Origin of the sequence: Burkholderia sp. MSMB2157WGS (assembly GCF_001532755.1) — a bacterium.
GTDB lineage: Bacteria > Pseudomonadota > Gammaproteobacteria > Burkholderiales > Burkholderiaceae > Burkholderia.
The window spans coordinates 753,075-780,000 of sequence record NZ_LPJG01000011.1 but is presented as its reverse complement, the minus strand read 5'-3'; the positions used below and the strand labels follow the sequence as shown (position 1 = coordinate 780,000).

Here is a 26,926-nt window from a genome sequence, read left to right as displayed (position 1 = left end):
CGGGACGAATGGCATGAGCGACTCCATCTACGCGCACGATACGGCGGCGGCGGAACTGTTCGCGGCCGGCGACGGCAATCTGTTTCAGCGAGTGATTCAGTTGCACGCGGCGGCGCAGGCCGGCGGCACGCCGGAGCAACAGGAAGCCGAGCCCGGGCTTTCATCGAACGAGGAGCCTATGAGCCTTTTCACGACCGTGCGACCCAATCTCGTGCAGTCGATCCGCGCGTTCCGCGTGCAGGATCTCGCCGACGAAGCCGGTCGGCTCGGCCAGCATTTCCTGTATGCGTATTGCGGCGCCGCGCAGTCGAAGCAGGAAGTGATGGAAACGATCGCGACGTCGTTCCTGTTCCCGAAGCATTTCGGGAAGAACTACGACGCGCTGTACGACTGCCTGACCGACCTCGTCGCGAAGGCCGGCGCGCAGCCCGGTTTCGTGATCGTCCTCGAAGGGCTGCCGATCGCGCAGAAATTCGACAAGGAAGGGCGCGAGACGCTGCTCGACGTGTTCCGCGAGGCCGCCGAGTTCTGGGCCGAGCGCAAGGTCGCGTTCCGGGTGTTCTACTCGTTCGCGTAAGCGCCTCGCCCGGCGGCCGATTCGCCGAACTGCCCGTCAAAAGCCCGCTTCGAGCGGGCTTTTTTGCGTCTGCACGTGTCGCGCGCGGCACGCGACCCGACACAAGCCTTTCATCGCGCACTTTTTTCCGCGACAATCGGTCGGCCCGGCTGCGGACGACGCGCCGGGCGCACGACACCAATCATTCGAGAGAGGGCCGTCTTCCCCATGACCGCTACCCGATTTGCGGCGCGCGCGCGTGCGCGCCGTCCGCTCTTATGCGCGCTGACCCTGTGCGCGCTGTCGTTCGGCATCCCGCCGGCCGCGCAGGCCGCGGTGCTGACCCCCGAGCAAACCGCCGACCTGTATCTCGGCGCATTCGTCAATGGCGACGTATCGAAGGCCGAGCAGTTCAACGAGGCAACGCGCACGCACTTCGACGGCAAGGGTGTGCTCGACGTGGCGGCAGTTGCGAAGCTCGCCGACAGGGTGAGCGAGGCTATCGTCGCCTCCATCCTGGACAAGGTGCCGGCGCCTGTGCGCGCAACGGTGAGCGGGCCGACCACCGCGGCGATCGAGTCATTTCAGCATGCACTCGCGCGTTCCGAGTGCAAGGCTACCGGCTCGACCCGGAAACCGGACGCATCCGTGGAGGGCGAATCGATCGCGACGGTCGAATTCGCGTGCCGCGTCGCCGAGGTGGAGCCTGGCTTGCGGGCGCTGCGGGAGAAGGTCGACGAGCCGCGCTCGGAGGACGACAACGCGCGCGCGGCATACCTCGCGACGTTCTTGAACGGCATGGTACCCGTGTTCGACCACGCGCAGACGAGCCGGCCGATGACGGGCCGGATCGATCTGCATGGCGCGGACGGCAAGGGCTGGATCATGGATTCCCCCGCTCAGGTGCTGCGGCCGGTCGTCAACGCGCTGATGAGCCAGATGCGGGAGGCGAACGGCGACGCCGGCGAGTAATCGGCAGCATTCGGGCCGTCGTGCACGTTGCCGGCGCGCCGGACATTCGAACGGGGACATTGACGATGAACGCTTTCACGCGAGGGCTGCTGGTTGCCGCAGCCGTGGTTTCGATGGGGGGCGCGGCGGCCGCGAATGCCGTCGCGGCCGAACCGGCGTCGACGCCGGCTGCGCCGACTGTGTATCCGGCGGTAGAGCGGTTGCTTGCCGATTTGCGCACGCGCTCGACGCCCGGCCAGTATGCGGCGGTGGCCGGCGCGATTCACGCGTCGGCGGCGTTGGCCGGCCAGCTGAACGAACTGGTCGATGCGGGGCTGCTGACGCGCATCGCGGTCGACAGCGGCGAACCCGCGCTCGGCAGGACGTCCGGCGCGTTGCGCAACGGGAGCGTCTGGATCCTGACGCCGGCCTTCGTCGACAGTCAGGCGCCGCGACGCTTGTCCCACGTCGTGCATGACGGCGACATCCTGCCGGACAACATGGTCTTCGCGCTCGGCTACATGGCGTGGCGCGCGAAGCACGATACGGATCTCGGCCGCGAAGCCGCCGCGTTGCGCGCATCGGGCGACAGCCCGGACGAGAAGAAGCGGCGCTGGATCGAGCTGAACACACGGATCGACGCCGGCGGCTTCATCCAGGGCTGGAACGACACGGTCGATGCCGCCACGGCGCAGCACGGCGGCCAGCCGGTCGGTATCGCACAGGTCGTGCCGATGCTGATGAACCTGCGCTATCGCGGCCCATTGATCAAGGCGATCCAGGCGACGCCGCCGTTGCGGGTCACCGCGACGACCTTCTCGTTCGATACGGCCAGCATCGACGCGCTTGCGCTGGCGCTCAAGGGTTCCGGCGTCATCGACATCGAGCCGTTCAACGCGGCGCGCTGACGCGCTTTACCACCCACCCCAGCGCGCCGCCAGCGCCGCGAGCACGGCCGCGCCAGCCGTCTCCGTGCGCAGCACGCGCGGCCCGAGCGACAGCGCGGTGAACCCGCGTGCGCGCGCTGCGTTTTCCTCGTCGGGCGACAGCCCGCCTTCAGGCCCGATCAGCAACGTGACGGTTGCCGCAGGCGGCGCGTCGGGCAGCGATGCGAACGGAATGCTCGCACGCGGCGACAGCAGCAGCCGCAGCTCGCCGTCGGCCGGCGTGGCAGGCAGCGTATCGAGCCATGCGCCGAAGCCGCGTACCGCCGCGACGTCCGGCACACGGTTGCGCCCGCACTGTTCGCACGACGCGCGCACGACACCGCGCCAGTGCGCGACGCGCTTGTCCGCCCGTTCGCCGGACAGCTTCACGACGCCGCGCGCGGTCGACAGCGGCACGACCGCCGCGACGCCGAGCTCGACGGCCTTCTCGATCACCCAGTCCATCTTGTCGCCGCCGGCGATGCCTTGCGCGAGCGTCACGCGATAGGGCGGCTCGGCTTCGACGGGTTCGAACGCCTCGATCTGCGCGAGCGCGTTGCGCTTGTCGATCTCGACGAGCCGCGCGCGGTACTGCCCGCCCGTGCCGTCGAACAGCGCGAGCACATCGCCGGGCTGCAGCCGCAGCACCTGCGCGTGGCGCGCGACCTCGGCCGGCAGCGCGAGCGTGGCGTCGGCGCGCAATGCCGCGTCGACGAAAAAGCGCGGCACGGCCGCGGTGGTGGTGGCTTCGTTCATGCGTGTGGCGGTGTCGGTCGTGCGTCGAGGCGGCACCCGAGCGCCCAGCGGTAGCCGTCGAGATCCTCGATCTGCGCGAACCGGTCGCCCCAGAACTGATCCTGCGGCGCGCTCAGCGATTTCGCGCCCGCGTCGAGCGCGCGCTGCCAGGTGGCGTCGACGTCGTCGACGTACAGATAGAACGATTGCGGCGCGACGGCGTTTGCGCTCTTCGGCGTCAGGGCCTTCGAGCCGAACGCGCCCTCGGGCGCGAACATCACGATCAGCTGGCCGCGATAGGTCATCTCGACGTGCATGATCGCGCCGTCCTCGTCGTGCACGTCGCGCAGCTCGAAGCCGAATGCGGCCTTGAAGAAATCGATGGCCGCGCGCACGTTGCGCACGGCCAGGTACGGCGTCAACCAAGGCACGTCGGCCGGACGTGGATCGGTCATGAAAATCTCCTGTTTTCGCGGTCGAACGGTGCGTTGCGGCGCGGTCGGTCGAGTGGCGTTCGCTGCATCCGGGTCGTTCCGGCTCCGCGTTTCGCACGCGAACCGTGCGAAGCCTCGAAGGAGTGCGGAGCGATGCGGCCGTCCGGACGTTCAGCGGCGAACGCCCAGTGTATCGCGCAGCGCGCGCGGCAGGGCAAAGAGGGCCGCATGAAGTCGCGCATCGTAGTAGCGCAACCCCTGCACGCGGCGCGCAGCGAGCCGCTCGTCGACGTCGTGCGCGAACAGCGCGGCCGCATCGAGCGTGTCGCTCGCGATCGCCATCAGCCACTGCGAGCCGTACAGCGGCACGTGCGCGGACAACGGATCGACGAACGCGAAACTCGCGCGCAGGTCGTCGAGCAGCGCGGCGATGCGCGTCGCATGGAACACCGGCGAGCCGAGATGCATCGAGATCGCGCCGCGCGGCGTGAGGATCCGCTTGAGGCGGGCGTAGAACGCCCGCGTGTAGAGGCCGGCCGCCGGCGAATCGGGCGGCGTGAGGTCGAACACCACGAGATCGAAATGCTCGACGGTCGACGCGACGAAATGCGCGGCATCGCCGATCACCACTTCCACACGCGGGTCGTCGAGCGCGCCCTGGTGCACGTCGTCGAGATAGCGGCGCGCCATGCCGACCACCTCGTCGTCGAGTTCGGCGATCACGATCCGTTCGATGCATGCGTGCTTGAGCAACTGCCGCGCGGCGCCGCCGTCGCCGCCGCCGAGCACGAGCGCCTTGCGCGGCGACGGATGCGCGAGCGCGGCCGGGTGCGTCATGCATTCGTGATAGACGTACTCGTCGCCGACCGACGTCATCGGCCGGCCGTCCAGCGTGAACAGGCGGCCGAGCTGCGGGGTGTCCCAGACTTCGATCTGCTGGTGCGGGGACGCGACGTGCGCGAGCCGCCGCGCATTCGGGAAGCCGTAGGTGGCGTCGGGCGTCGGGTGAAAGAGAAGGGTGGTACTCACGGGCAGGCCGCTGGGGGCAGGCAGTTCCGACGCCTGAATTATAGGCGGCGGCCGGTCTGGCGGAAAACCGTGCCGGAACACGACGCGCCGACAAGGGAAATGCCGCCCCATCTGTTAAAATGACGAGCTTTGCAGCCCCGTCCGTAGGCTCCGTCCGCTTCGCGTCCGTCAGGCGCCGCACCGCGCGCCGGGAACGATCGACGCTCGAGCTTCCGGATGCCGCCGTGCCCCCGTTTCCTCGACTCGTTCTCCGGACTCGACATGACGACTTCGTCTCCCGCCTCCACCACCCTGATGGCCAACGCGATCCGTGCGCTCGCGATGGACGCCGTCCAGCAAGCGAACTCCGGTCACCCCGGCATGCCGATGGGCATGGCCGAAATCGGCGTGGCGCTCTGGTCGCGCCATCTGAAGCACAACCCGGCGAACCCGCACTGGGCCGACCGCGACCGTTTCGTGCTGTCGAACGGCCACGGCTCGATGCTGCTGTACTCGCTGCTGCACCTGACCGGCTACGACCTGCCGATCGAAGAGCTGAAGAACTTCCGCCAGCTGCACTCGAAGACGCCGGGCCACCCGGAATACGGGATCACGCCGGGCGTCGAGACGACCACCGGCCCGCTCGGCCAGGGTCTCGCGAACGCGGTCGGCATGGCGCTCGGCGAAGCGCTGATGGCCGACGAGTTCAACCGTGACGGCGCGAAGATCGTCGATCACCACACGTACGTGTTCCTCGGCGACGGCTGCCTGATGGAAGGCATCTCGCACGAAGCCTGCTCGCTCGCGGGCACGCTGAAGCTGAACAAGCTGATCGCGCTGTACGACGACAACGGCATCTCGATCGACGGCGACGTCGTCAACTGGTTCCACGACGACACGCCGAAGCGTTTCGAGGCGTACGGCTGGAACGTGATCCCGAACGTGAACGGCCATGACGTCGACGCGGTCGACGCGGCGATCGCGAAGGCGAAGCTGTCGGACAAGCCGACGCTGATCTGCTGCAAGACGGTGATCGGCAAGGGCGCGGCGACCAAGGCCGGCGGCCACGACGTGCACGGCGCCGCGCTCGGCGCGGAAGAAATCGCGAAGACGCGCGAAGCGCTCGGCTGGAAGTGGGAGCCGTTCGTGATTCCGCAGGAAGTCTATGCGGCATGGGACGCGAAGGAAGCCGGCAAGCGCGCCGAGACCGAATGGGACGCGACGTTCGCGGCCTATCGCGCGAAGTTTCCGGCGGAAGCCGCCGAATTCGAGCGCCGGATGGCCAACAAGCTGCCGGCCGACTGGGCCGAGAAGGCGGCCGCGATCATCGCCGGCGCGAACGAGCGCGCCGAGACGGTCGCGACCCGCAAGGCGTCGCAGCAGGCGATCGAGGGCCTCGCCGCCGCGCTGCCCGAGCTGCTCGGCGGCTCGGCCGACCTGACCGGCTCGAACCTGACCAACTGGAAGGCGTCGAAGGCCGTGCGCGCGAATCCGGAAGGCGCGGGCGTGCTGCTCGGCAACCACATCAACTACGGCGTGCGCGAATTCGGCATGAGCGCCGCGATCAACGGCCTCGCGCTGCACGGCGGCCACAAGCCGTTCGGCGGCACGTTCCTGACGTTCTCCGACTACAGCCGCAACGCGCTGCGCGTGGCCGCGCTGATGAAGGTGCCGTCGATCTTCGTGTTCACGCACGATTCGATCGGCCTCGGCGAAGACGGCCCGACGCACCAGTCGATCGAGCACGTGTCGAGCCTGCGCCTGATCCCGAACCACGACGTCTGGCGCCCGGCCGACACGGTCGAGACGGCCGTCGCATGGACCCAGGCGGTTGCCGCCGACCGTCCGTCGAGCCTGATCTTCAGCCGCCAGAACCTCGCGTTCAACCCGCGTACCGATGCGCAGATCGCGAACATCGAGAAGGGCGGTTACGTGCTGAAGGACTGGGACGACGAAATCGTCGCGCGCAAGATCATCCTGATCGCGACGGGCTCGGAAGTCGAACTCGCGATGAAGGCCGTCGAGCCGCTCGCGCAGCAGGGCATCGCGGCGCGCGTCGTGTCGATGCCGTCGACCAACGTGTTCGACCGCCAGGACGCCGAATACCGCGAACGCGTGCTGCCGCACGGCGTGCGCCGCGTCGCGATCGAAGCGGGCGTGACGAGCTTCTGGCACAAGTACGTCGGCCTCGAAGGCGGCGTCGTCGGGATCGACACGTTCGGCGAATCGGCGCCGGCCGGCGTGCTGTTCAAGTACTTCGGCTTCACCGTCGAGCACGTCGTCGAGACCGCGAAGGCCGTGCTGGCCTAAAAGCATACGCGACGCGCGCCGCCCGATGCGCGCGTCGCACCGTGAAGCTGCACGAAACGAATTTTTTCAGCCATCAGGAGATAGACCATGACGATTCGCGTCGCAATCAACGGCTACGGCCGTATCGGCCGCAACACGCTGCGCGCGTTTTATGAAAACGGCAAGAAGCACGATATCGAGATCGTCGCGATCAACGACCTGGGCGATGCGAAGACCAACGCGCACCTGACCCAGTACGACACCGCGCACGGCAAGTTCCCGGGCGAAGTGTCGGTCGACGGCGACTACCTCGTCGTGAACGGCGACAAGATCCGCGTGCTTGCGAACCGCAACCCGGCCGAACTGCCGTGGGGCGAGCTGGGCGTCGACGTCGTGATGGAGTGCACGGGCTTCTTCACGACCAAGGAAAAGGCGAGCGCGCACCTGAAGGGCGGCGCGAAGAAGGTGATCATCTCGGCGCCGGGCGGCAAGGACGTCGACGCGACGATCGTTTACGGCGTGAACCACGACGTGCTGAAGGCCGAGCACACGGTCATCTCGAACGCATCGTGCACGACGAACTGCCTCGCGCCGCTCGTCAAGCCGCTGAACGACAAGATCGGCCTCGAAACCGGCCTGATGACGACGATCCACGCGTACACGAACGACCAGGTGCTGACGGACGTCTACCACGAAGACCTGCGCCGCGCGCGTTCGGCCACGCACAGCCAGATCCCGACGAAGACGGGCGCCGCATCGGCGGTCGGCCTCGTGCTGCCGGAACTGAACGGCAAGCTCGACGGCTACGCGATCCGCGTCCCGACGATCAACGTGTCGATCGTCGACCTGTCGTTCATCGCGAAGCGCGACACGACGGTCGAGGAAGTCAACGCGATCATGAAGGAAGCATCGGAAGGCGCGCTGAAGGGCATCCTCGGCTACAACGACGCACCGCTGGTGTCGATCGACTTCAACCACAACCCGGCTTCGTCGACGTTCGACGCGACGCTGACCAAGGTGTCGGGCCGCCTCGTGAAGGTGTCGAGCTGGTACGACAACGAGTGGGGCTTCTCGAACCGCATGCTGGATACGGCCGTCGCATTCGCGAACGCGAAGTAATCCCGCACGTCGCGCGGCCGCCGCAACGCGGCCGGCGCGGCGGACGAACCCGGCCCGGGGTTTCCCGGCCGGGTTTTTTATTGCCCGCCGTTCGCCGTCACGTGTTCGATCGCGGCGACGAACGCGCGCTTCAGCGGGCTGTCGAGATCGGTCCACGCGAGGCCGATGCCGCTGCGATGACCGGCCAGGTCGAGCGGCCGCGCGAGCACGTTCGGCGGTAGCGCGCTGGCCGCTTCCGCCGGGATCAGCCCGATCCCCATTCCCGCCGCGACGAGCGCGAGCATCGTCGTGAATTCCCCGAACTCCTGAGCGATCTCGAGCGTCGTGCCCGCGCGGCTCAATGCGAGCAGCATGTCGTCGTGAAAGCCGGGTGCGTAGCGGCGCGCGAGCACGAACGCGGGGTGGCCGCGCAATGCGGCGGGCGAAATCGCATCGCGCGCGGCGAGCGGATGGCCGAGCGGCAGCGCGACGACGAAGCCTTCCTCGAGCACCACGCGCATGTCGATGCCCGCATACGCGGCCGGCAGCCGGATCATGCCGAAGTCGATCCGCCGGTCGCGCAGCGCGGCGATCTGGTCGGGCGTCGGCATGTCCTTCAGTTCGAGCGCGATCAGCGGATAGCGCTCGCGCATCGTGCGCAGCACGGCCGGCAGCAGCGCCGGCAATACCGACGACACGAACGCGATGCGCAGCGTGCCGATTTCGCCGCGGCTCGACAGCCGCGCCATCTGTTCCGCGCGTGCAGCCTGCTGCAGCGTCGCCCGCGCTTCGGGCAGGAACACGCGCCCCGTGTCGCTCAGCTCGACCTTGTGCCGGTCGCGCTCGAACAGGCGTGCGCCGAGTTCCGTCTCGAGCGCCTTGATCTGCATGCTGAGCGCGGGCTGCACGATGCACAGGCGCTGCGCGGCGCGCCCGAAATGCAGCTCTTCGGCGAGCGTGACGAAGGCGCGCAATTGCTTGAGTTCCATGGGGGCGGGCACGAAAGGACGGGAATCAGTTTTCATGATAACCGGATCAAGAAAGACCATTGGCGCGGCGCCCCGGTTGCGGCGGAAGATACCGTCGACGCGAGACCGGCCGCGACGGGCAGCCGGCTCGACGGGTACGAGGAGACATCCATGACTGACGCGCTTGACCGGTTCCGCCTCGACGGCCGCCGCGCGCTGATTACCGGTTCCGGCCGCGGGATCGGGCTGACGCTCGCCCGCGGGCTCGCGGAAGCGGGCGCGGCGATCGTCATCAACGATCGCAATGAAGAGAAGGCCGCGACGCTCGCGCGCCGTTTCCGCGACGAAGGCTTCGCGGCCGACCATGCGGTGTTCGACGTGGCCGAGCACGCGCAGGTACGTACGGCGATCGACGATGTCGAGGCGCGCGTCGGCGCGATCGACATCCTCGTGAACAACGCGGGCATCCAGCGCCGCGCGCCGCTCGACGCATTCGACCCGGACGACTGGCATGCGCTGATGCGCGTGAATCTCGACGGCGTGTTCAACGTCGCGCAGGCGGTGGCGCGCCACATGATCGCGCGCGGCCACGGCAAGATCATCAACATCTGTTCGGTGCAGAGCGAGCTCGCGCGGCCGACGATCGCGCCGTATGCGGCGACCAAGGGCGCGGTGCGGATGCTGACCAAGGGGATGTGCGCCGACTGGGCGCGTCACGGCATCCAGGCGAACGGCCTCGCGCCCGGCTATTTCGAAACGGAGCTGAATCGCGCGCTGGTCGACGACGCGGCGTTCTCGGACTGGCTGTGCAAGCGCACGCCGGCCGGCCGCTGGGGGCAGGTCGACGAGCTGTGCGGCGCGGCGATCTTCCTCGCGTCGGCTGCATCCGATTTCGTGAACGGCCAGACGCTGTTCGTGGACGGCGGGCTGACCAGTGCCGTCTAACGAGGAGAGAGTCATGCGTATGCGTTGCATGTGTGTCGTGATCCACGGGCCGAACGACCTGCGGGTCGAGGAGCGGGACGCGGGCGAAATCGGCCCGGGCCAGGTGCGCGTCGACGTCGCAATGGGCGGCATCTGCGGTTCCGATCTGCATTACTTCCGGCACGGGGGCTTCGGCGCGATCCGGCTGCAGCAGCCGATGGTGCTCGGCCACGAGGTCGCCGGCACGGTCGCGGAAGTGGCGCCGGACGTGACGTCGGTGAAGGTCGGCGATCGCGTCGCGGTCAATCCGAGCCGGCCGTGCGGCGCATGTCGCTACTGCCTCGAAGGGCTGCCGAACCAGTGTCTCGACATGCGCTTCTACGGCAGCGCGATGCGCATGCCGCACGTGCAGGGCGCGTTCCGCAACGCGCTCGTGTGCGACGCGGCGCAGTGCGTGAAGGTCGCCGATCACGTGCCGCTGTCGCTCGCGGCGCTCGCCGAGCCGTTCGCGGTCGGGCTGCATGCGGTGTCGCGCGCGGGCGCGCTGATCGGCAAGCGCGTGCTCGTGTCGGGTTGCGGGCCGATCGGCGTGCTGGCGGTCGCGGCCGCGCGCGTGCATGGCGCGGCGGAGATCGTCGCGACCGACGTCGTCGACGCGCCGCTGGACGTGGCGCGCGCGCTCGGCGCGGACCGCACGATCAACGCGGTGGCCGATGCCGGCTGGGTCGAGCGCTACAGCGCCGACAAGGGCACGTTCGACGTGATGATCGAATGTTCGGGCAATGCGCGCGCGCTGCGCGACGGGCTAGACGTGATGCGTCCGCGTGGCGTCGTCGTGCAGCTCGGACTCGGCGGCGACGTGAGCCTGCCGCAGAACGTCGTGGTCGCGAAGGAGCTGTCGATCTGCGGGTCGTTCCGCTTTCATGCGGAATTCGCGCTGGCGGTGCAGCTGATCAACGCGGGGCGCGTCGACCTGCGGCCGGCCGTCACGCGCGTGTTCCCGATGCGCGATGCGAACCTCGCGTTCGAACTGGCGGGCGACCGCCAGCGTGCGATGAAGGTGCTGATCGATTTCGCGAACGAGGTCGCGTGACGGTGCGGCGTTGGCGCGTCGCGACGGCTGCGGCATCCTTGGTGAAAAGGCACGCCCGCGATGCGCGGCGCGTGCCTTGTTCGTCGTGCGGCGCAAACGGGTCGCCGGCCTGCCGCATTACTGCGTGACCCGTCGCGTGCCGACACGTTGCGATGCGAGCCACAGCGCGATCAGCACGCCCGACAGCGCGGCGCCCGCGACGCACACGCCGCGCCAGCCGTCGAGGCCGTACGCGACGCTCGCGGCGAACGACCCGAACGCGCCGCCGATGAAATAGCTCGTCAGGTAGATCGTCGTCACGCGGCTGCGTGCGTTGCCCGCGAGCGCATAGATCACGCTCTGGTTCGAGATGTGCATGCCCTGCACGCCGACGTCGAGCAGCAGGATGCCCGCGATCAGCGCCGCGAGCGAATGCGAGCCGGTCGCGATCAGCGCGAACGACGCGAGCACGGCCGCCGCGAACAGGCCGGTGGCCGCATTGCCGTGGCCGCGATCGACGAGCCGGCCGGCCGACGTCGCCGCGAGCGCGCCGACCGCGCCGACGATCCCGAACAGGCCGATCTGCCCTTCCGAATAGCTGTACGGCGGTTGGCTCAGCAAAAACGTGAGGCCCGTCCACAGCAGGCTGAAGCACGCGAACACGAGCGCGCCGTAGGTCGAGCGCAGCGCGATCGGCGGCTGCGCGCGCACCAGCGCGACGAGCGACTTCATCAGCGCCGCGTAGTCGACGTGCGCGTCGCGGCGATCCTTCGGCAGCTTCACGGCGAGCACGGCGGTCAGCGCGAGCACCATCGCGGCGGCGATACCGTACACCGCGCGCCAGCCGAGCCAGTCGGCGATCGCGCCGGCCGCGACGCGCGCGAGCAGGATACCCAGCAGGAGCCCGCTCATCACGGTGCCGACCGCGCGGCCGCGCGAGCGTGCGTCGGCGAGCGACGCGGCGAACGGCACGAGCAGCTGCGTCGAACAGGTGACGAAGCCGACCGCGACGTTCGCGACGACGAACATCGTGAAGTTCGTGCTGGACGCGACCGCGATCAGGGCGACGACGTTGAGCATCAGCAGCCGCACGATCAGCGTATGGCGATTGACCGCGTCGCCGAGCGGGACGATCAGCAGCAGGCTGGCCGCATAGCCGAGCTGCGTCAGCGTGACGAGATAGCCGAGCTCGGTCGGCGCGCGCCCGAAGCTGTGCGCGATCGCGGCGAGCAACGGCTGCGCGTAATAGATGTTGCCGATGACGATGCCGCACGCGCACGCGAACAGCAGCGTCATGCCGCGGGTGAGGGGAGGGTGGTCGTCGTGATGCGGTTCCATGGTCGCGAAAGACAGCGGCGCCGCCGGCGGCACGGGGCCTTCGGTGGCGCGGGGTGACGGAAATCGGGGGCCGGCGTCGACGGATCGGCGGTGAGCCGAAGCGCGCCGGGCGGATCGCGGCCGGACCCGGATCGGGCGGGTGCGGATCGCCGTGCGGCGGGCGCAGGCAGGGCGGCCCGGGCGTGCCGCTTCCGTGCGGCGACAGCGGCGCTGCACGCAAGCGGATGTGCGTATGATGCGGGTATCGATTCATAGCGTCCAAGACTGGATCGTTATGGTCTCTATTGGTAAAACCAATACGTTGGTTGCGATGCTTCTCCGTCACATCCGCTATTTCCTGGCCGTCGCCGAGCAGCGCAGTTTCACGCGCGCGGCCGATGCGCTGCACGTGTCGCAGCCGACGCTGTCGCAGCAGGTCCGTCAGCTCGAGGAAACGCTCGGCGTGCAGCTGTTCGACCGTTCGGGCCGCACGGTGCGGCTCACCGAATTCGGCGAGGTCTATGCGCGGCATGCGCGCGCCGCACTGCACGCGCTCGATGCCGGGCAGCGCGCGCTGCACGACGTCGCCGATCTCGGCAGCGGCTCGCTGCGGCTCGCGATGATGCCGACGTTCGCGGCTTACCTGAGCGGCTCGCTGATCGACGCATTCCATGCCGACCATCCGAACGTCGCGCTGACGATCGACGCGATGCCGCAGGCGCGCATCGAGGCGCTGCTCGCCGACGACCGGCTCGACGCCGGCTTCGCGTTCATGCCGCCGCGCGCGCCGGACATCGACGCGCTGCCGCTGTGGGACGAGCCGCTCGCGCTGGTGACGGGCCGCACGCACCGCCTCGCGCGCCGCCGCCGCGCGCTGACGCCGGCCGAGCTCGGCGGCGAGCCGCTGGTGCTGCTGAGCCGCGCGTTCGCGACGCGCGAGCGCATCGACCGGTATTTCGTCGAGCACGGCGCGCGGCCGTCGATCGCGATCGAGACGAATACGGTCAGCGCGGTGCTGGAACTCGTGCGGTGCGGCCGGCTCGCGACGGTGCTGCCCGACGCGGTCGCGCGCGAGAGCGGCGACCTGTGCGCGCTGGAGATCGATCCGCCGCTGCCGACGCGCACGGCCGCGCTGCTCACGCGCAAGGGCGCGTACCGCAGCGTCGCGGCGCGCGCCTTCATCGAGCGCGTGCTCGCCTATCGCGATTCGTCGGAACGGTGACCGGCGCGGCCGGCCGGACGGGCAGGCGGCGGCGCGGGGGAATTACGCGCCGGGCGTCGGGAAGAACACGCCCGCGCGCTGCGCGGCGTTCGCGATGTGCGTTTCGATCGCGATGCCGGCGGTGGCCGCATCGCGCGCGATCAGCGCGTCGACGATCGCGCGGTGCTCGTGCCACGTCGACAGCAGCAGTTCGCGGCGATAGAACGGCATGCGCTGGCTTTCCTTCATGATGTCCGCGCTGCTGCGCAGGATGGACTCGATCGCCGCGTTGCCGGCCAGATGGATGATCCGCATGTGGAAGTCGAAGTCGAGCCGCGAGGCTTCCTCGAGCGCGTTCTCCGTCAGCGCGACGTGCAGGTCGGCGAGGTTGTCCTCGAACCACGCGATGTCGGCGTCGCTGACCACGCGCGCGGCCATCCGCGCGGCGAAGCCTTCGAGCGCATAGCGCATCTGGTAGGTGTCGGGCGGCGACGACTGCTCGGCGAATTGCCACGGATGCGCGGCCGACGCCTGTGCGCTTTCGACGTACACGCCCTTGCCCGCGCGGATGCGCAGCATCCCGAGCGCCTCGAGCGTCGACAGCGCCTCGCGCAGCGACGCGCGGCTGATTTCCAGCTCCTCGGAGAGCTGGCGCTGGGCCGGCAGCAGGCTGCCGACCGGGTACACGCCTGTCTCGATCCGGTCGCGGATCGTCGCGATGGCGGTGTCGGTCACGGTATGCGGAACATTTTTCATGGTGTGAACGATGGCCGGTCTGACCGGCATTGTAATCCGCCCGCGAGGGGTGCACGACCGCCTACGGGAAAGCCACGATCCGCCCCTTTCCGGGGCGCCGCAAGCCCGTGCGCGGGGGCGGGAAATCCCTATTTTGTTCGTCCTTGACGCCACTATATCGGCTTCCTACTATCCCCCATAACATCACTGGTCTTACCAGTATGAACAGACGAAACTGCAACCGTTGGATCGGGAGAGCGCCGTGTCGAAATTCCTCAATTCGCTGTTTGGCCGGGTAGTCGTCGCATTAATCCTGGGGGTCGCGCTCGGCGCGTTCTTCCCGCACTTCGCCGAGTCGCTGCGTCCGCTCGGCGACGGCTTCCTGAAGCTCATCAAGATGGTCATCGGCCCGATCGTGTTCTGCGTCGTGGTCAGCGGCATGGCCAATGCGGGCGACTTGAAGAAGGTCGGCCGGGTCGGCCTGAAGGCGGTCGTCTACTTCGAGGTGATGACGACGCTCGCGCTCGGCATCGGGCTCGTCCTCGCGTGGGTCACGCGCCCCGGCGTCGGGATGAACATCGACCTGCGCTCGCTCGACGCGGCGTCGCTGTCGACGTACGCGAAGAACGCCGAAAGCCTGAAGGACACGGCCGGTTACCTGATGAAGATCATCCCCGAGACGGCGATCGACGCGTTCGCGAAGGGCGACATCCTGCAGATCCTCGTGTTCGCGGTGCTGTTCGGCTCCGCGCTGTCGCTGCTCGGCGACAAGGCGCAGCGCGTCAATTCGCTGATCGAGGAGCTGTCGCACGTGTTCTTCCGGATCATCGGCTTCATCATCAAGCTCGCGCCGCTCGGCGTGCTCGGCGCGATCGCGTTCACGACGGGCAAGTACGGCGTCGCGTCGCTCAAGCAGCTCGGCTACCTGGTCGCGGTGTTCTACCTGAGCTGCTTCGTGTTCGTCACGGTCGTGCTCGGCGCGGTGATGCGGCTCGCGGGCTTCTCCGTGTTCAAGCTGATCCGCTATCTGCGCGAGGAACTGTCGATCGTGCTCGGCACGGCGTCGTCGGACGCCGTGTTGCCGCAGGTGATGAGCAAGCTCGAATACATGGGCATCAAGGATTCGACCGTCGGCCTCGTGATTCCGACCGGCTATTCGTTCAACCTCGACGGCTTCTCGATCTACCTGACGCTCGCGGTGCTGTTCATCGCGCAGGCCACCAACACGCCGCTGTCCACGCACGACCTGATCGTCGTGCTGCTCGTGTCGCTCGTCACGTCGAAGGGCGCGCACGGCATCCCCGGCTCGGCGATCGTGATTCTCGCGGCGACGCTGTCGGCGATTCCCGCGATTCCGGTGCTCGGCCTCGTGCTGATCCTGCCGGTCGACTGGTTCGTCGGCATCGCCCGCGCGTTGACCAACCTGATCGGCAACTGCGTCGCGACGGTGGTGGTCGCCGTGTGGGAGAACGACATCGACCGGGCCCGCGCGCAGCGCGTGCTGAACCGCGAACTGCGCTACGTGGCCGATGCGCCGGGCGGCGCCGCACCGGTGGCCGGCGACCAGGCTCACGCGCTCTGAGCGCGACTCGCGCGCGGCGCGGCTTCCCCGGCCGCACCGCGCGCGAACGAATCTCTCGCGACCGGCGCACTGACGTGCCGGCGCTCCCCCAAAAAAATGGAGACGACATGGCAGCCCCCATCCTCGATCCGAACGCGCCGGCCTTCACGCGGCGCTACATGAACCTCGCCGACCCGCGCCTGGGCGCGCAGGCGCTTTTCGCCAGCGACGAATTCTTCGCGCCGAAGGAGCGCATGCTGAATCCCGAGCCGGCCGTGTTCATTCCCGGCAAGTACGACGACCACGGCAAGTGGATGGACGGCTGGGAAACCCGCCGCAAGCGTACGACCGGCCACGACTTCTGCGTGGTCCGGCTCGCGCGGCCGGGCGTGATCCACGGCGTCGATCTCGATACGAGCCACTTCACCGGCAACTTCCCGCCGGCCGCGTCGATCGAGGCCTGCGCGGTGGACGGCGACACGCCGCCGGACGACGCTGAATGGCGCACGATCGTCCCCGCGACGACGCTGCAGGGCAATGCGCATCACTACGTGAGCGTCGACGATGCGCAGCCGGTCACGCATCTGCGCGTGAACCTGTATCCGGACGGCGGGCTCGCGCGGCTGCGCGTGTACGGCCAGCCGCAGCGCGACTGGCGCCGCGTGCCGGCCGGCGAGCTCGTCGATCTCGCGGCGATCGAGAACGGCGGCTATCTGGTGGCCGCGAACAACCAGCACTTCGGCCCGGCCTCGCAGATGCTGATGCCGGGGCGCGGCGCGAACATGGGCGACGGCTGGGAAACGCGGCGCCGCCGCGAGCCCGGCAACGACTGGGCGATCGTCGCGCTCGCGCGGCCGGGCATCATCCGGCGCGTCGAGGTCGATACGGCGTTCTTCAAGGGCAATTTCCCCGACCGCTGCTCGCTGCAGGCCGCGCACGTGACGGGCGGCACCGACGATTCGATCGTCACGCAGGCGATGTTCTGGGCCGAACTGCTCGGCGAGCAGAAGCTGCAGATGGATCGCGTGCACACGTTCGACTCGCTCGCCGCGCTCGGCCCCGTCACGCACGTGCGGTTCAACATCTTCCCGGACGGCGGCGTGTCGCGCCTGCGTCTGTGGGGCGAGCCGGCTTGAAGGAGGGCAGCGGCATGAGCGGAACTCCCATCCTGCGCGTCGAGCGCCTGACTCGCGAAGCGTTCGCGCCGTTCGGCGACGTGATCGCGCTCGAAGGCGCGCGGCATTTCCCGATCAACGGCGGTACGACCGAGCGCTTTCACGATCTCGCGACGATCGACGTGTGCGCGGACGGCGGCCGGCCGCTCGTCAGCGTGTTTCGCGCGCAGCCGCGTGCGCTGCCGGTCGCGGTCACGCTGATGGAGCGTCACCCGCACGGCAGCCAGGCGTTCATCCCGCTCGCGGCGGTGTCGCGCTACGCGATCGTCGTCGCGCCGGCCGGCGAATTCCGGCCCGACGCGATGCGCGCGTTCCTGGCCGAAGGCTGGCAGGGCGTCAATTATGCGAAGGGTGTCTGGCACCATCCGCTGCTCGCGCTCGACGCGGTCAGCGATTTCGTGATCGTCGATCGCGGCGGCCCGCAGCCGAACTGCGACGAGATTCCGCTGGAGCGTCCGTGGGCGCTCGATTTCGAGTCGGCCTGCGCGGGCGTCGAAGGGCTTTCGTAAGCATCCCGGGCGCGCGGCACGCTCGCCCAAAAAAGCAGACGGCCCGGGCGGCGAGATGCCGGCCGGGCCGTGCTGCGTGCGCCGGTGGCGCGAGTCAGTGCTTGCGGTGCGGGCAGTTCTCGGTCGTGCACGAGCCGTACATCGCGAGCGAATGCTCCTGGAGCCGGAAGCCGCGCTCCTTCGCGATCGCCTGCTGGCGGCTCTCGATCTCGGCGTCGAAGAATTCCTCGACGCGGCCGCAATCGAGGCACACGAGGTGGTCGTGGTGCGAACCTTCGTTCAGCTCGAACACCGCCTTGCCGGATTCGAAGTTGCTGCGCGTGAGCAGGCCGGCCTGCTCGAACTGCGTGAGCACGCGGTAGACGGTCGCGAGCCCGATGTCGAGCTGCTCGTTGAGCAGGTTGCGGTAGACGTCTTCGGCCGTCAGGTGGCGCACGGGGCTCTGCTGGAAGATCTCGAGAATCTTGAGGCGCGGTAGGGTGGCCTTTAGCCCGATATTCTTGAGATCCGTCGGATTGGTCATGGCTAGGCATCCCTAGAGTACAATGCAGGGCTTCAATGTTACCGGCTTTTCGCCGTTCCAGATATACGCGCGGCCTGCACGCGGGCCAGCACGGTGAAGGAAATGATCCCAGAATCGCTTTCGCACTTTCAGAGGAGTCGCATGCGGAGTGCCATCATCGCTGCCGCCGCCGTTGTCGCGCTGGCGGGTTGTTCGTCGTACGACAGCGTGACGCAGCGCATTGCGCAGAGCATCACGCCGTATCGGATCACCGTCGTGCAAGGCAACTTCGTGTCGCAGGAGAAGGCCGCACAGTTGCAGGTCGGGATGACGCGTGAGCAGGTCCGCGCGCTGCTCGGCACGCCGCTGCTGGCGGACATGTTCCACGCGGATCGCTGGGATTACCTTTTCTACTTCAAGCGCGGCTCGACGTCGATCGTCCAGCAGCGCGACCTCGTGGTCAATTTCTCGGGCGATCGCGTGGCGAGCTGGACCGGCGCCGACAACCTGCCGTCCGAACTCGACCTGCTGGCCGACATCGACGGCGACCGCGGCGGCAAGAAGGCGAAGGCCGCTGCCGCGGCGAAGAAGGCGTCCGAAGCCGCCGCCGCGAGCGCCGCGGAGGCGGCCGCTGCCGCGAGCCCGGCCGCCAGCCCGGCCACGGTGCCGGCGTCCGCCGCGGCGGTCGACCAGGATGCGAACGCCCAGGCGGCGCGCGCGGCGAACCGCGCGACCAACCAGGTGTCGGGTCAGGGTTCGGGTTCGCGCCGCTTCACGCCGGCGGCGCAGGCCTCGGGCGGCGCGCCGGTGCCGGGCGGCCAGCCGCCGGGCGCCGCGCCGGCGATCCAGCCGCAGTTCCAGTTCCATCGTCCGCCGCAGCCGAACGTGTCGAACGAGGCGTCGCCGCCGGTCGGTCCGCAAGGCTCGGACAACCTGCAGAACCAGCCGCTCACCGCACCGGCCCAGTAAGCGGCCGGCGTGCGGAAACGGGGCGGCATGCGCCGCCCGCCTTTAGACCTGTCGTGTAGAAAGCCATGAAGATTGCGATTGCCGGCGCATCGGGCCGAATGGGCCGGATGCTGATCGAAGCCGTTCTCAACGACGCCGACGCGCAGCTCGTCGGCGCGCTCGACCGCGCCGGTTCGCCGTTCCTCGGCCAGGACGCCGGTGCGTTCCTCGGCAAGGACACCGGCGTCAAGCTGACCGACGACCTCGACGCCGTGTTCGCGCAGGCCGACTACCTGATCGATTTCACGCGGCCGGAAGGCACGATGGCCCACATCGAGGCCGCGCTGCGCCACGACGTGAAGCTCGTGATCGGCACGACCGGCTTCACCGCCGAGCAGAAGGCCGAATTGCAGGCCGCTGCGGCCAAGCTCGGCATCGTGTTCGCGGCGAACATGAGCGTCGGCGTGAACGTCACGCTGAAGCTGCTCGAATTCGCGGCGAAGCATTTCTCGCACGGCTACGACATCGAGATCATCGAGGCGCATCATCGCCACAAGGTCGACGCGCCGTCGGGCACCGCGCTGATGATGGGCGAGGCCGTCGCCGGCGCGCTCGGCCGCTCGCTCGACGATTGCGCGGTGTACGGCCGCCACGGCGTGACGGGCGAGCGCGATCCGTCGTCGATCGGCTTTGCCGCGGTGCGCGGCGGCGACATCGTCGGCGACCACACCGTGCTGTTCGCCGGGATCGGCGAGCGCATCGAGATCACGCACAAGTCGTCGAGCCGCGTGTCGTACGCGCAGGGCGCGTTGCGCGCGGTCCGGTTCCTGTCGGCGCGCGGCGCCGGCCTGTTCGACATGCAGGACGTGCTCGGCCTGCGCTGACCCCGCGAGGAAACTCCGATGGCGATTCCCACCGGCGTTGTCCACTACCTCGAAAGCGGCGATGCGATCACGCACGCCGTCTCCTATGTGCTGCTGGCGATGTCCGTCGCCAGCTGGTGCTTCCTCCTCATGAAAGCCTGGCTGCTGGTCCGCGCGAAGCGGCAGGGGCCGCGCGCGCTTGCCGCGTTCTGGCGCGCGCCGTCGCTCGACGCGGGGATCGCCGCGCTCGCCGGCGCCGATCGCGAGCGCGTATTCGTGCCGCTCGCCGAAGCCGCGCGCGACGCGGCCGGCGACCACGACCCCACCGCGCTGGCCGCGCGCGTCGAGCACGACGAGCGCGTGCTGCGCGCGTTGCGTCATGCGATGCTGCGCTCGCAGCGGCGCCTCGAATTCGGCCAGGTGCTGCTCGCGTCGATCGGCAGCACCGCGCCGTTCGTCGGGCTGCTCGGCACCGTGTGGGGCATCTATCACGCGCTCGGCAGCATCGCCGCGAGCGGGCAGGCGCAGATCGAGAACGTCGCGGGGCCGGTCGGCGAGGCGCTGATCATGACCGCGTTCGGGCTGGTCGTCGCGATTCCCGCGGTGCTCGCGTACAACATCCTCGGCCGGCTCGTCCGGCAGCTCGCCGAGGAACTCGACGGCTTCGCGCGCGATCTGCACGTGTTCGTGTGCGCGCAGGGCGCCTGACGCGCCGGCTCCGGAGGAACGATCATGGCATTCGGCGGACTGGAGCATCACAAGACGTCCGCGCCGATGGCGGAGATCAACATGACGCCGCTGATCGACGTGATGCTCGTGCTGCTCGTCATCTTCATCATCACCGCGCCGCTGATGACGCACGCGATCCGGCTCGACCTGCCGAAGGTCGCGGCGAGCGTCGCGCGCGACACGCCGCAGTCGGTCACGCTGTCGATCGACGATGCCGGCAAGCTGTACTGGGACGACACGCCCGTCGCGCTCGACGCGCTGCCCGCGCGCTTCAAGGCGGCGGCCGCGGGCGCGGCACCGCCCGAGCTGCGGCTGCGCGCGTCGCGCGCGACGCGCTACGACGTGATCGCGCAGGTGATGGGCGCCGCGCAGGCCGCGGGCCTCACGCGGATCGGCTTCGTGACCGACGTGCCGCCGGCCGGCGCCGCCGGCGCGAAACCCTGATCCGTCGCAGTTGCGGCCGCTGGCCCGCGAGACCGGCCGTGCGGGCCCGCACGGGCGGTATAATCGACGTTTTTCCCGGCCCGGAACCGGTCAGCACGTTCCCGCGCCGGGCACGCACGATTTCGATCCAATCCTGCGCGCGCGCCGTCGCGCCGCCTAAAGCCTAGCCCGAACCACACCATGCACGAGAGATACGTACCCGCCGACGTCGAAGCCGCCGCCCAGGGCGACTGGCGCGCAGCCGATGCCTACAAGACGAAGGAAGATTCGCAGAAGCCGAAGTTCTACTGCGTGTCGATGCTGCCGTACCCGTCCGGCAAGCTGCACATGGGTCACGTGCGCAACTACACGATCAACGACGTGATGTACCGCTATCTGCGGATGAACGGCTACAACACGCTGATGCCGATGGGCTGGGACGCGTTCGGGATGCCGGCCGAGAACGCCGCGATGGCCAACGGCGTGCCGCCCGCGAAGTGGACCTACGACAACATCGACTACATGAAGGGCCAGATGCAGTCGATGGGTCTCGCGATCGACTGGTCGCGCGAGATCGCGACGTGCAAGCCCGACTACTACAAGTGGAACCAGTGGCTGTTCCTGAAGATGCTCGAGAAGGGCATCGCGTACAAGAAGACGGGCACCGTGAACTGGGACCCGGTCGACCAGACCGTGCTCGCGAACGAGCAGGTGATCGACGGCCGCGGCTGGCGCTCGGGCGCGCTCGTCGAGAAGCGCGAGATCCCGATGTACTACCTGCGGATCACGCAGTACGCGGATGAGCTGCTGAACGACCTCGACGGTCTCGGCTGGCCCGAGCGCGTGAAGATCATGCAGCAGAACTGGATCGGCAAGAGCTTCGGCGTGAACTTCGGCTTCCCCTACGAACTCGACGGCGAGCAGAAGCTGCTGCGCGTGTTCACGACGCGCGCCGACACGATCATGGGCGTCACGTTCTGCGCGATCGCGGCCGAGCACCCGCTCGCCACGCGCCTCGCGCAGGACAAGCCGGAGCTGCTCGCGTTCATCGACGAGTGCAAGCGCGGCGGCGTCGCGGAGGCCGACGTCGCGACGATGGAGAAGAAGGGCGTCGCGACCGGCTTCTCGGTCAAGCACCCGCTGACCGGCGAGCCGGTCGAGGTGTGGATCGGCAACTACGTGCTGATGAGCTATGGCGAAGGCGCGGTGATGGGCGTGCCGGGCCACGACGAGCGCGATTTCGCATTCGCGAAGAAATACGGTCTGCCGATCAAGCAGGTGATCGCGAGCGAAGGGCAGACGTACTCGCTCGACGCATGGCAGGAGTGGTACGGCGACAAGGAAACCGCGGTCTGCGTGAACAGCGGCAAGTACGACGGCCTGCGCTACACGGAAGCGGTCGACGCGGTCGCGGCCGACCTGAAGGCCGGCGGCTTCGGCGACAAGCAGGTCACGTGGCGCCTGCGTGACTGGGGCGTGTCGCGCCAGCGCTACTGGGGCACGCCGATCCCGATCATCCACTGCCCGTCGTGCGGCGACGTGCCGGTGCCGGAGCAGGATCTGCCGGTCGTGCTGCCGGAAGACCTCGTGCCGGACGGCTCGGGCAACCCGCTCGCGAAGTCGGAAGCGTTCCTGAACTGCACGTGCCCGAAGTGCGGCGCGGCCGCGAAGCGCGAAACCGACACGATGGACACCTTCGTCGATTCGTCGTGGTACTTCTCGCGCTACACGGCGCCGGACGCCGAGACGATGGTCGACGCGCGCACCGATTACTGGATGCCGATGGATCAGTACATCGGCGGCATCGAGCATGCGATCCTGCACCTGCTGTATTCGCGCTTCTGGACCAAGGTGATGCGCGACCTCGGCCTCGTGAAGTTCGGCGAGCCGGCGAAGAACCTGCTCACGCAGGGGATGGTGCTGAACGAGACGTACTACCGCGAAGACGCAGCGGGCAAGAAGACCTGGTACAACCCGCTCGACGTGACGGTCACGCACGACGACAAGGGCCGCCCGGTCGGCGCGACGCTGAATGCGGACGGCCAGCCGGTCGTGCTCGGCGGCATCGAAAAGATGTCGAAGTCGAAGAACAACGGCGTCGATCCGCAACTGCTGATCGACCAGTACGGCGCCGACACCGCGCGCCTGTTCACGATGTTCGCGGCGCCGCCCGAGCAGCAGCTCGAGTGGTCGGGCGCGGGCGTCGAGGGCGCGAGCCGCTTCCTGCGCCGCGTGTGGAGCTTCGGCTACGCGAACCGCGAAGCGCTCGCCGCGCGCGCGGGCTTCGATGCCGCGGCGCTCGGCGACACCGACAAGGCGCTGCGCCGCGAGATCTACGGCGTGCTGAAGCAGGCCGATTTCGACTACCAGCGCCTGCAGTACAACACGGTCGTGTCGGCCGCGATGAAGATGCTGAACGCGATCGACGGCGCGAAGGGCGCGACGCCCGCCGTGCTGCGCGAGACGTACGGCGTGCTGCTGCGCGTGCTGTATCCGGTCGTGCCGCACGTCACGTTCGAGCTGTGGAAGGCGCTCGGCTACGCGGACGAATTCGGCCCGCTGCTCGATGCGCCGTGGCCGAAGGTCGACGAGGCCGCGCTCGAGCAGGCCGAGATCGAACTCGTGCTGCAGGTGAACGGCAAGGTGCGCGGTGCGCTGAAGGTCGCGAAGGACGCGAGCCGCGACGCGATCGAAGCGGCGGCGGTGGCCGACGAGGCATTCGCGAAATTCAGCGACGGCAAGCCGGCGAAGAAGATCGTCGTCGTGCCGGGCCGCCTCGTGAACATCGTCGTCTGACGGCCGCCGGCCGTCGGACGTACCCAGAAGGAGCGAAGGTGATCCGCAGATCGTTTTTGATGCTCGTCGGCAGCACGGTCGTGCTGTCGGCATGCGGCTTCCAGTTGCGCGGCCAGCAGGACTACGCGTTCAAGCACCTGTTCGTGGCCGGTGCGCCGGCGCCCGTCGAGGCGCGGCTCACGCGCCTCGTCCAGGCCGGCAGCGACACGAAGATCGTCAAGTCGGCGGATGACGCCGACGCCGTGCTGCGCATGTGGGAGTCGCGTGGCCAGAACACGCTGACGCTCAACAAGTACGGTTCCGCGCAGGAATACGCGCTGTTCTACACGCTGAACTACACGCTGACGAGCAAGGACGGCACCGTGCTGATCCCGCCGAGCGCGATCGCGCTGAACCGCGCGATGACGTACAGCGACCAGTACACGAACGCGAAGGCGCAGGAAGCCGACATCCTGTACGGCGACATGCAGAACGACGCGGTCGATCAACTGATGCGGCGTCTCGCGATCGTCCACTCGCTGACGCCGGCGCCGGAGGACGTGGTGCCGGGCGTGGCGCCGCGCGCGCCGCTGCCGCCGCCGCCGCTCTGATCGCGGGCGCACGCAGCGATGCAATTGCGACTTGATGCGCTGGAGCCGCACCTCGCGAAGGGGTTGGCCGGGCTCTATACCGTCTACGGCGACGAGCCGCTGCTCGCGCAGGAAGCGTGCGACCGCATTCGTGCGGCCGCGCGCACGGCCGGCTTCACCGAGCGTTCGGTGCATACGGTCGAGCGCGGCTTCGACTGGAGCGTGCTGCTCGGCGCGACCCAGGCGATGTCGCTGTTCGGCGAGCGCCAGTTGATCGAGCTGCGTATTCCGTCGGGCAAGCCCGGCAAGGAAGGCGCCGATGCGCTGAAGACGCTCGCCGCCACGCCCAATCCGGACGCGCTGATGCTCGTCACGTTGCCGCGCCTCGACGCGGCCACGCAGAAATCCGCCTGGTTTACCGCGCTGCAGAACGGCGGTGTCGCGCTGAAGATCGATCCGGTCGACCGCGCGCAGCTGCCGAACTGGATCGGCCAGCGTCTGGCGATGCAGGGCCAGCGCGTCGCGCCCGGCGACGACGGGCGCCGCGCGCTGCAGTTCATCGCGGAGCGCGTCGAGGGCAACCTGCTCGCCGCGCACCAGGAAATCCAGAAACTCGGGCTGCTGTATCCGCAGGGCGCGCTGTCGTTCGAGCAGGTGCACGACGCGGTGCTGAACGTCGCGCGTTACGACGTGTTCAAGCTGAACGAAGCGATGCTCGCCGGCGACGCCGCGCGGCTCGCGCGGATGATCGACGGGCTGAAGGGCGAGGGCGAGGCGATCGTGCTCGTGATGTGGGCCGTCGTCGAGGAGCTGCGCACGCTGCTGCGGATCAAGCGCGGCACGACGGCCGGCAAGCCGCTCGCGACGCTGCTGCGCGAGAACCGCGTGTGGGGGCCGCGCGAGCGGTTGATCGCGCCCGCGCTGAACCGCGTGTCGGAAGCGGTGCTTGAAAAGGCGCTCGCGTTCGCCGCGAAGCTCGACCGGCAGGTCAAGGGGCTCACGGCGGTCACGCCGGGCCGCCGCACGCAGGACGAACCGCCGCCCGACCCGTGGGACGGGCTGTTCCAGCTCGCGATGACGGTCGCGGGCGAGCGCGGCGAGCGACCGCCGACCGCGGGTCGCGTGCGACGCTAAGTCCCTTCCGGGCCTTCAGCGCGCGCTGCGCAACCCGCTTACAATGCTTCGATGGCAGGCAGCGGCCTGTCGGCCGCCGCCCTGCACGGATGGCTGTCCCGCGGACCGTCGCGCCCGGAGGGTCGTCCCCCGGATGGCCGGCCCCCGGATGGCCGGCTCCTGCTCCCCACGAATTCATGCCGCTCCGCGCGGCTCGCTTCTTGAGTCACACGATGGATATCGATCAGTACATGACCGACCTGGGCCGTCGCGCCCGGCACGCTTCCCGCGCGATGGCGCGCGCCAGCACGGCCGCGAAGAACGCGGCGCTCGACGCCGTGGCCCGCGCGATCGAACGCGACGCGCAGGCGCTGAAGGAGGCGAATGCGCGCGACGTCGCCCGCGCCCGCGAAAAGGGGCTCGATGCGGCGTTCGTCGACCGCCTGACGCTCTCGGACAAGGCGTTGAAGACGATGGTCGACGGGCTGCGTCAGGTCGCGTCGCTCGCCGATCCGATCGGCGAGATCGGCAACCTCAAGTTCCGCCCGAGCGGGATCCAGGTCGGCCAGATGCGCGTGCCGCTCGGCGTGATCGGCATCATCTACGAGTCGCGCCCGAACGTGACGATCGACGCGGCCGCGCTGTGTCTGAAGTCGGGCAACGCGACGATCCTGCGCGGCGGCTCGGAAGCGCTCGAGTCGAACGCGGCGCTCGCGAAGCTGATCGGCGAAGGGCTCGAGGCGGCCGGGCTGCCGCAGGACGCGGTGCAGGTCGTCGCGACGGCCGATCGCGCGGCGGTCGGCAAGCTGATCACGATGACCGAATACGTCGACGTGATCGTGCCGCGCGGCGGCAAGAGCCTGATCGAACGGCTGATCAACGAGGCCCGCGTGCCGATGATCAAGCACCTCGACGGCATCTGCCACGTGTATGTCGACGACCGCGCCGATCTCGCGAAGGCGCTGACCGTCTGCGACAACGCGAAGACGCACCGCTACGGCACCTGCAACACGATGGAGACGCTGCTCGTGTCGGGCGGCATCGCCGCGACGCTGCTGCCGCCGCTCGGCAAGCTGTATCGCGACAAGCAGGTCGAACTGCGCGTCGACGCGGCCGCGCGCGCGGTGCTGGCGGACGCGGGCGTCGGCCCGCTCGTCGACGCGACCGAAGAAGACTGGCACACCGAGTATCTCGCGCCGGTGCTCGCGATCAAGGTCGTCGACGGGCTCGACGCCGCGATCGAGCACATCAATCACTACGGCTCGCATCACACCGATGCGATCGTCACCGAGGATCACGATCGCGCGATGCGGTTCCTGCGCGAAGTCGATTCGGCGAGCGTGATGGTCAATGCGTCGACGCGCTTCGCGGACGGTTTCGAATTCGGCCTCGGCGCGGAAATCGGCATCTCGAACGACAAGCTGCACGCACGCGGCCCCGTCGGCCTGGAAGGGCTGACGTCGCTGAAATACGTGGTGCTCGGGCACGGCGAAGGCCGTCAGTAAGTCAACAACGAGGCGCATC

The 26,926-nt window shown here is 68.8% G+C and carries 26 protein-coding genes; 19 read left to right on the top strand and 7 right to left on the bottom strand.

Annotated elements, in window-relative coordinates; translation table 11 throughout:
- The first annotated feature begins 13 nt into the window (after nucleotides 1-13).
- From WT53_RS08225 to WT53_RS08215, 3 genes are all read left to right on the top strand, one after another.
- Nucleotides 14-577 carry a barstar family protein gene (locus WT53_RS08225; protein ID WP_006476945.1) on the top strand — a complete coding sequence of 188 codons (564 nt, stop codon included), beginning with the start codon at nucleotides 14-16 and terminating at the stop codon, nucleotides 575-577.
- A 63-nt stretch (nucleotides 578-640) separates the two neighbouring features.
- Nucleotides 641-1,528 (top strand): hypothetical protein, encoded by an 888-nt coding sequence (locus WT53_RS08220; RefSeq protein WP_257127818.1) that lies wholly within the window; start codon nucleotides 641-643, stop codon nucleotides 1,526-1,528.
- Nucleotides 1,529-1,593: 65 nt separating this feature from the next.
- Entirely contained in the window at nucleotides 1,594-2,415 is an 822-nt protein-coding gene (locus WT53_RS08215) for a hypothetical protein (protein WP_059779154.1), read from the top strand.
- A gap of 6 nt (nucleotides 2,416-2,421) precedes the next feature.
- Here the strand turns inward: WT53_RS08215 and WT53_RS08210 are convergent, their stop codons facing one another.
- The 3 genes from WT53_RS08210 to speE form a co-directional block, all read right to left on the bottom strand.
- Entirely contained in the window at nucleotides 2,422-3,189 is a 768-nt protein-coding gene (locus tag WT53_RS08210) for a 16S rRNA (uracil(1498)-N(3))-methyltransferase (protein WP_059779768.1), read from the bottom strand.
- Nucleotides 3,186-3,623 (bottom strand): glyoxalase/bleomycin resistance/extradiol dioxygenase family protein, encoded by a 438-nt coding sequence (locus tag WT53_RS08205; protein ID WP_059824541.1) that lies wholly within the window; start codon nucleotides 3,621-3,623, stop codon nucleotides 3,186-3,188. Before WT53_RS08205 ends, WT53_RS08210 begins: the two co-directional genes overlap by 4 nt.
- 150 nt (nucleotides 3,624-3,773) lie before the next feature.
- A complete protein-coding gene (gene speE, locus WT53_RS08200) occupies nucleotides 3,774-4,631 on the bottom strand; it encodes a polyamine aminopropyltransferase (RefSeq protein ID WP_034206387.1) in 858 nt (285 codons plus the stop codon).
- 216 nt (nucleotides 4,632-4,847) lie between these two features.
- Between speE and tkt the strand changes: the two genes are divergently transcribed.
- Both tkt and gap read left to right on the top strand, forming a co-directional pair.
- The gene (tkt, locus tag WT53_RS08195) at nucleotides 4,848-6,920 is read left to right on the top strand and encodes a transketolase (protein ID WP_060259112.1); all 2,073 of its coding nucleotides are present in this window, start codon (nucleotides 4,848-4,850) and stop codon (nucleotides 6,918-6,920) included.
- An 87-nt stretch (nucleotides 6,921-7,007) separates the two neighbouring features.
- On the top strand, nucleotides 7,008-8,018 hold the full coding sequence (gene gap / locus WT53_RS08190; protein WP_059500962.1) for a type I glyceraldehyde-3-phosphate dehydrogenase: 1,011 nt from the start codon (nucleotides 7,008-7,010) through the stop codon (nucleotides 8,016-8,018).
- Between the two features lie 77 nt (nucleotides 8,019-8,095).
- Here the strand turns inward: gap and WT53_RS08185 are convergent, their stop codons facing one another.
- Nucleotides 8,096-8,986 carry a LysR family transcriptional regulator gene (locus WT53_RS08185; RefSeq protein WP_059779162.1) on the bottom strand — a complete coding sequence of 297 codons (891 nt, stop codon included), beginning with the start codon at nucleotides 8,984-8,986 and terminating at the stop codon, nucleotides 8,096-8,098.
- Between the two features lie 150 nt (nucleotides 8,987-9,136).
- Between WT53_RS08185 and WT53_RS08180 the strand changes: the two genes are divergently transcribed.
- Together WT53_RS08180 and WT53_RS08175 are read left to right on the top strand one after the other, a co-directional pair.
- Nucleotides 9,137-9,910 (top strand): SDR family NAD(P)-dependent oxidoreductase, encoded by a 774-nt coding sequence (locus WT53_RS08180; RefSeq protein ID WP_059832289.1) that lies wholly within the window; start codon nucleotides 9,137-9,139, stop codon nucleotides 9,908-9,910.
- A gap of 13 nt (nucleotides 9,911-9,923) precedes the next feature.
- Entirely contained in the window at nucleotides 9,924-10,982 is a 1,059-nt protein-coding gene (locus tag WT53_RS08175; RefSeq protein WP_034206392.1) for an L-idonate 5-dehydrogenase, read from the top strand.
- Nucleotides 10,983-11,099: 117 nt separating this feature from the next.
- On the opposite strand, the gene WT53_RS08170 is transcribed toward WT53_RS08175, so the two are convergent.
- Nucleotides 11,100-12,299: an MFS transporter gene (locus tag WT53_RS08170; RefSeq protein ID WP_059779169.1), complete on the bottom strand. Its 1,200-nt coding sequence runs from the start codon at nucleotides 12,297-12,299 to the stop codon at nucleotides 11,100-11,102.
- 310 nt (nucleotides 12,300-12,609) lie between these two features.
- Here WT53_RS08170 and cynR point away from each other — a divergent pair, with 310 nt between their 5' ends.
- Nucleotides 12,610-13,500: a transcriptional regulator CynR gene (gene cynR / locus WT53_RS08165; protein WP_059779171.1), complete on the top strand. Its 891-nt coding sequence runs from the start codon at nucleotides 12,610-12,612 to the stop codon at nucleotides 13,498-13,500.
- 42 nt (nucleotides 13,501-13,542) lie between these two features.
- On the opposite strand, the gene WT53_RS08160 is transcribed toward cynR, so the two are convergent.
- Nucleotides 13,543-14,265, bottom strand: coding sequence for a FadR/GntR family transcriptional regulator (locus WT53_RS08160; RefSeq protein WP_179948999.1), 723 nt, complete (start codon nucleotides 14,263-14,265; stop codon nucleotides 13,543-13,545).
- A 211-nt stretch (nucleotides 14,266-14,476) separates the two neighbouring features.
- Here WT53_RS08160 and WT53_RS08155 point away from each other — a divergent pair, with 211 nt between their 5' ends.
- The 3 genes from WT53_RS08155 to WT53_RS08145 all read left to right on the top strand — a co-directional run bounded on the left by WT53_RS08155 (nucleotide 14,477) and on the right by WT53_RS08145 (nucleotide 17,459).
- Entirely contained in the window at nucleotides 14,477-15,796 is a 1,320-nt protein-coding gene (locus WT53_RS08155; protein WP_034207833.1) for a C4-dicarboxylate transporter DctA, read from the top strand.
- Nucleotides 15,797-15,903: 107 nt separating this feature from the next.
- Entirely contained in the window at nucleotides 15,904-16,911 is a 1,008-nt protein-coding gene (gene alc / locus WT53_RS08150) for an allantoicase (protein WP_059824536.1), read from the top strand.
- A gap of 14 nt (nucleotides 16,912-16,925) precedes the next feature.
- Nucleotides 16,926-17,459 carry an ureidoglycolate lyase gene (locus tag WT53_RS08145; protein ID WP_034206395.1) on the top strand — a complete coding sequence of 178 codons (534 nt, stop codon included), beginning with the start codon at nucleotides 16,926-16,928 and terminating at the stop codon, nucleotides 17,457-17,459.
- 94 nt (nucleotides 17,460-17,553) lie between these two features.
- On the opposite strand, the gene fur is transcribed toward WT53_RS08145, so the two are convergent.
- The gene (fur, locus tag WT53_RS08140) at nucleotides 17,554-17,982 is read right to left on the bottom strand and encodes a ferric iron uptake transcriptional regulator (protein WP_006753314.1); all 429 of its coding nucleotides are present in this window, start codon (nucleotides 17,980-17,982) and stop codon (nucleotides 17,554-17,556) included.
- 141 nt (nucleotides 17,983-18,123) lie between these two features.
- On the opposite strand from fur, the gene WT53_RS08135 reads away from it, so the two are divergent.
- The 8 genes from WT53_RS08135 to WT53_RS08100 all read left to right on the top strand — a co-directional run bounded on the left by WT53_RS08135 (nucleotide 18,124) and on the right by WT53_RS08100 (nucleotide 26,907).
- Entirely contained in the window at nucleotides 18,124-18,930 is an 807-nt protein-coding gene (locus WT53_RS08135) for an outer membrane protein assembly factor BamE (RefSeq protein ID WP_060259104.1), read from the top strand.
- A 65-nt stretch (nucleotides 18,931-18,995) separates the two neighbouring features.
- On the top strand, nucleotides 18,996-19,793 hold the full coding sequence (dapB, locus tag WT53_RS08130) for a 4-hydroxy-tetrahydrodipicolinate reductase (RefSeq protein ID WP_034206397.1): 798 nt from the start codon (nucleotides 18,996-18,998) through the stop codon (nucleotides 19,791-19,793).
- A gap of 18 nt (nucleotides 19,794-19,811) precedes the next feature.
- Nucleotides 19,812-20,480: a MotA/TolQ/ExbB proton channel family protein gene (locus WT53_RS08125; RefSeq protein ID WP_060259101.1), complete on the top strand. Its 669-nt coding sequence runs from the start codon at nucleotides 19,812-19,814 to the stop codon at nucleotides 20,478-20,480.
- A gap of 24 nt (nucleotides 20,481-20,504) precedes the next feature.
- On the top strand, nucleotides 20,505-20,945 hold the full coding sequence (locus tag WT53_RS08120) for a biopolymer transporter ExbD (RefSeq protein WP_034206399.1): 441 nt from the start codon (nucleotides 20,505-20,507) through the stop codon (nucleotides 20,943-20,945).
- A gap of 180 nt (nucleotides 20,946-21,125) precedes the next feature.
- Nucleotides 21,126-23,720 carry a leucine--tRNA ligase gene (leuS, locus tag WT53_RS08115; protein ID WP_059779181.1) on the top strand — a complete coding sequence of 865 codons (2,595 nt, stop codon included), beginning with the start codon at nucleotides 21,126-21,128 and terminating at the stop codon, nucleotides 23,718-23,720.
- Nucleotides 23,721-23,758: 38 nt separating this feature from the next.
- Nucleotides 23,759-24,310, top strand: coding sequence for an LPS assembly lipoprotein LptE (gene lptE / locus WT53_RS08110; RefSeq protein ID WP_006476923.1), 552 nt, complete (start codon nucleotides 23,759-23,761; stop codon nucleotides 24,308-24,310).
- A gap of 18 nt (nucleotides 24,311-24,328) precedes the next feature.
- Nucleotides 24,329-25,423, top strand: a complete 1,095-nt coding sequence (gene holA / locus WT53_RS08105; protein ID WP_034206402.1) for a DNA polymerase III subunit delta — start codon at nucleotides 24,329-24,331, stop codon at nucleotides 25,421-25,423.
- A 212-nt stretch (nucleotides 25,424-25,635) separates the two neighbouring features.
- Complete coding sequence (locus WT53_RS08100; RefSeq protein ID WP_034206403.1) at nucleotides 25,636-26,907, top strand: glutamate-5-semialdehyde dehydrogenase; 1,272 nt, start codon at nucleotides 25,636-25,638, stop codon at nucleotides 26,905-26,907.
- Nucleotides 26,908-26,926: the final 19 nt, after the last annotated feature.

Bases quoted from the DNA above. Each gene is read 5' to 3' on its own strand.
- WT53_RS08225 (WP_006476945.1), top strand. From the start codon at position 14: ATGAGCGACTCCATCTACGCGCACGATACGGCGGCGGCGGAACTGTTC.
- WT53_RS08215 (WP_059779154.1), top strand. From the start codon at position 1,594: ATGAACGCTTTCACGCGAGGGCTGCTGGTTGCCGCAGCCGTGGTTTCG.
- WT53_RS08210 (WP_059779768.1), bottom strand. From the start codon at position 3,189: ATGAACGAAGCCACCACCACCGCGGCCGTGCCGCGCTTTTTCGTCGAC.
- WT53_RS08205 (WP_059824541.1), bottom strand. From the start codon at position 3,623: ATGACCGATCCACGTCCGGCCGACGTGCCTTGGTTGACGCCGTACCTG.
- tkt (WP_060259112.1), top strand. From the start codon at position 4,848: ATGCCGCCGTGCCCCCGTTTCCTCGACTCGTTCTCCGGACTCGACATG.
- gap (WP_059500962.1), top strand. From the start codon at position 7,008: ATGACGATTCGCGTCGCAATCAACGGCTACGGCCGTATCGGCCGCAAC.
- WT53_RS08185 (WP_059779162.1), bottom strand. From the start codon at position 8,986: ATGGAACTCAAGCAATTGCGCGCCTTCGTCACGCTCGCCGAAGAGCTG.
- WT53_RS08180 (WP_059832289.1), top strand. From the start codon at position 9,137: ATGACTGACGCGCTTGACCGGTTCCGCCTCGACGGCCGCCGCGCGCTG.
- WT53_RS08175 (WP_034206392.1), top strand. From the start codon at position 9,924: ATGCGTATGCGTTGCATGTGTGTCGTGATCCACGGGCCGAACGACCTG.
- WT53_RS08170 (WP_059779169.1), bottom strand. From the start codon at position 12,299: ATGGAACCGCATCACGACGACCACCCTCCCCTCACCCGCGGCATGACG.
- cynR (WP_059779171.1), top strand. From the start codon at position 12,610: ATGCTTCTCCGTCACATCCGCTATTTCCTGGCCGTCGCCGAGCAGCGC.
- WT53_RS08160 (WP_179948999.1), bottom strand. From the start codon at position 14,265: ATGCCGGTCAGACCGGCCATCGTTCACACCATGAAAAATGTTCCGCAT.
- alc (WP_059824536.1), top strand. From the start codon at position 15,904: ATGGCAGCCCCCATCCTCGATCCGAACGCGCCGGCCTTCACGCGGCGC.
- WT53_RS08145 (WP_034206395.1), top strand. From the start codon at position 16,926: ATGAGCGGAACTCCCATCCTGCGCGTCGAGCGCCTGACTCGCGAAGCG.
- fur (WP_006753314.1), bottom strand. From the start codon at position 17,982: ATGACCAATCCGACGGATCTCAAGAATATCGGGCTAAAGGCCACCCTA.
- WT53_RS08135 (WP_060259104.1), top strand. From the start codon at position 18,124: ATGCGGAGTGCCATCATCGCTGCCGCCGCCGTTGTCGCGCTGGCGGGT.
- dapB (WP_034206397.1), top strand. From the start codon at position 18,996: ATGAAGATTGCGATTGCCGGCGCATCGGGCCGAATGGGCCGGATGCTG.
- WT53_RS08125 (WP_060259101.1), top strand. From the start codon at position 19,812: ATGGCGATTCCCACCGGCGTTGTCCACTACCTCGAAAGCGGCGATGCG.
- WT53_RS08120 (WP_034206399.1), top strand. From the start codon at position 20,505: ATGGCATTCGGCGGACTGGAGCATCACAAGACGTCCGCGCCGATGGCG.
- leuS (WP_059779181.1), top strand. From the start codon at position 21,126: ATGCACGAGAGATACGTACCCGCCGACGTCGAAGCCGCCGCCCAGGGC.
- holA (WP_034206402.1), top strand. From the start codon at position 24,329: ATGCAATTGCGACTTGATGCGCTGGAGCCGCACCTCGCGAAGGGGTTG.
- WT53_RS08100 (WP_034206403.1), top strand. From the start codon at position 25,636: ATGGATATCGATCAGTACATGACCGACCTGGGCCGTCGCGCCCGGCAC.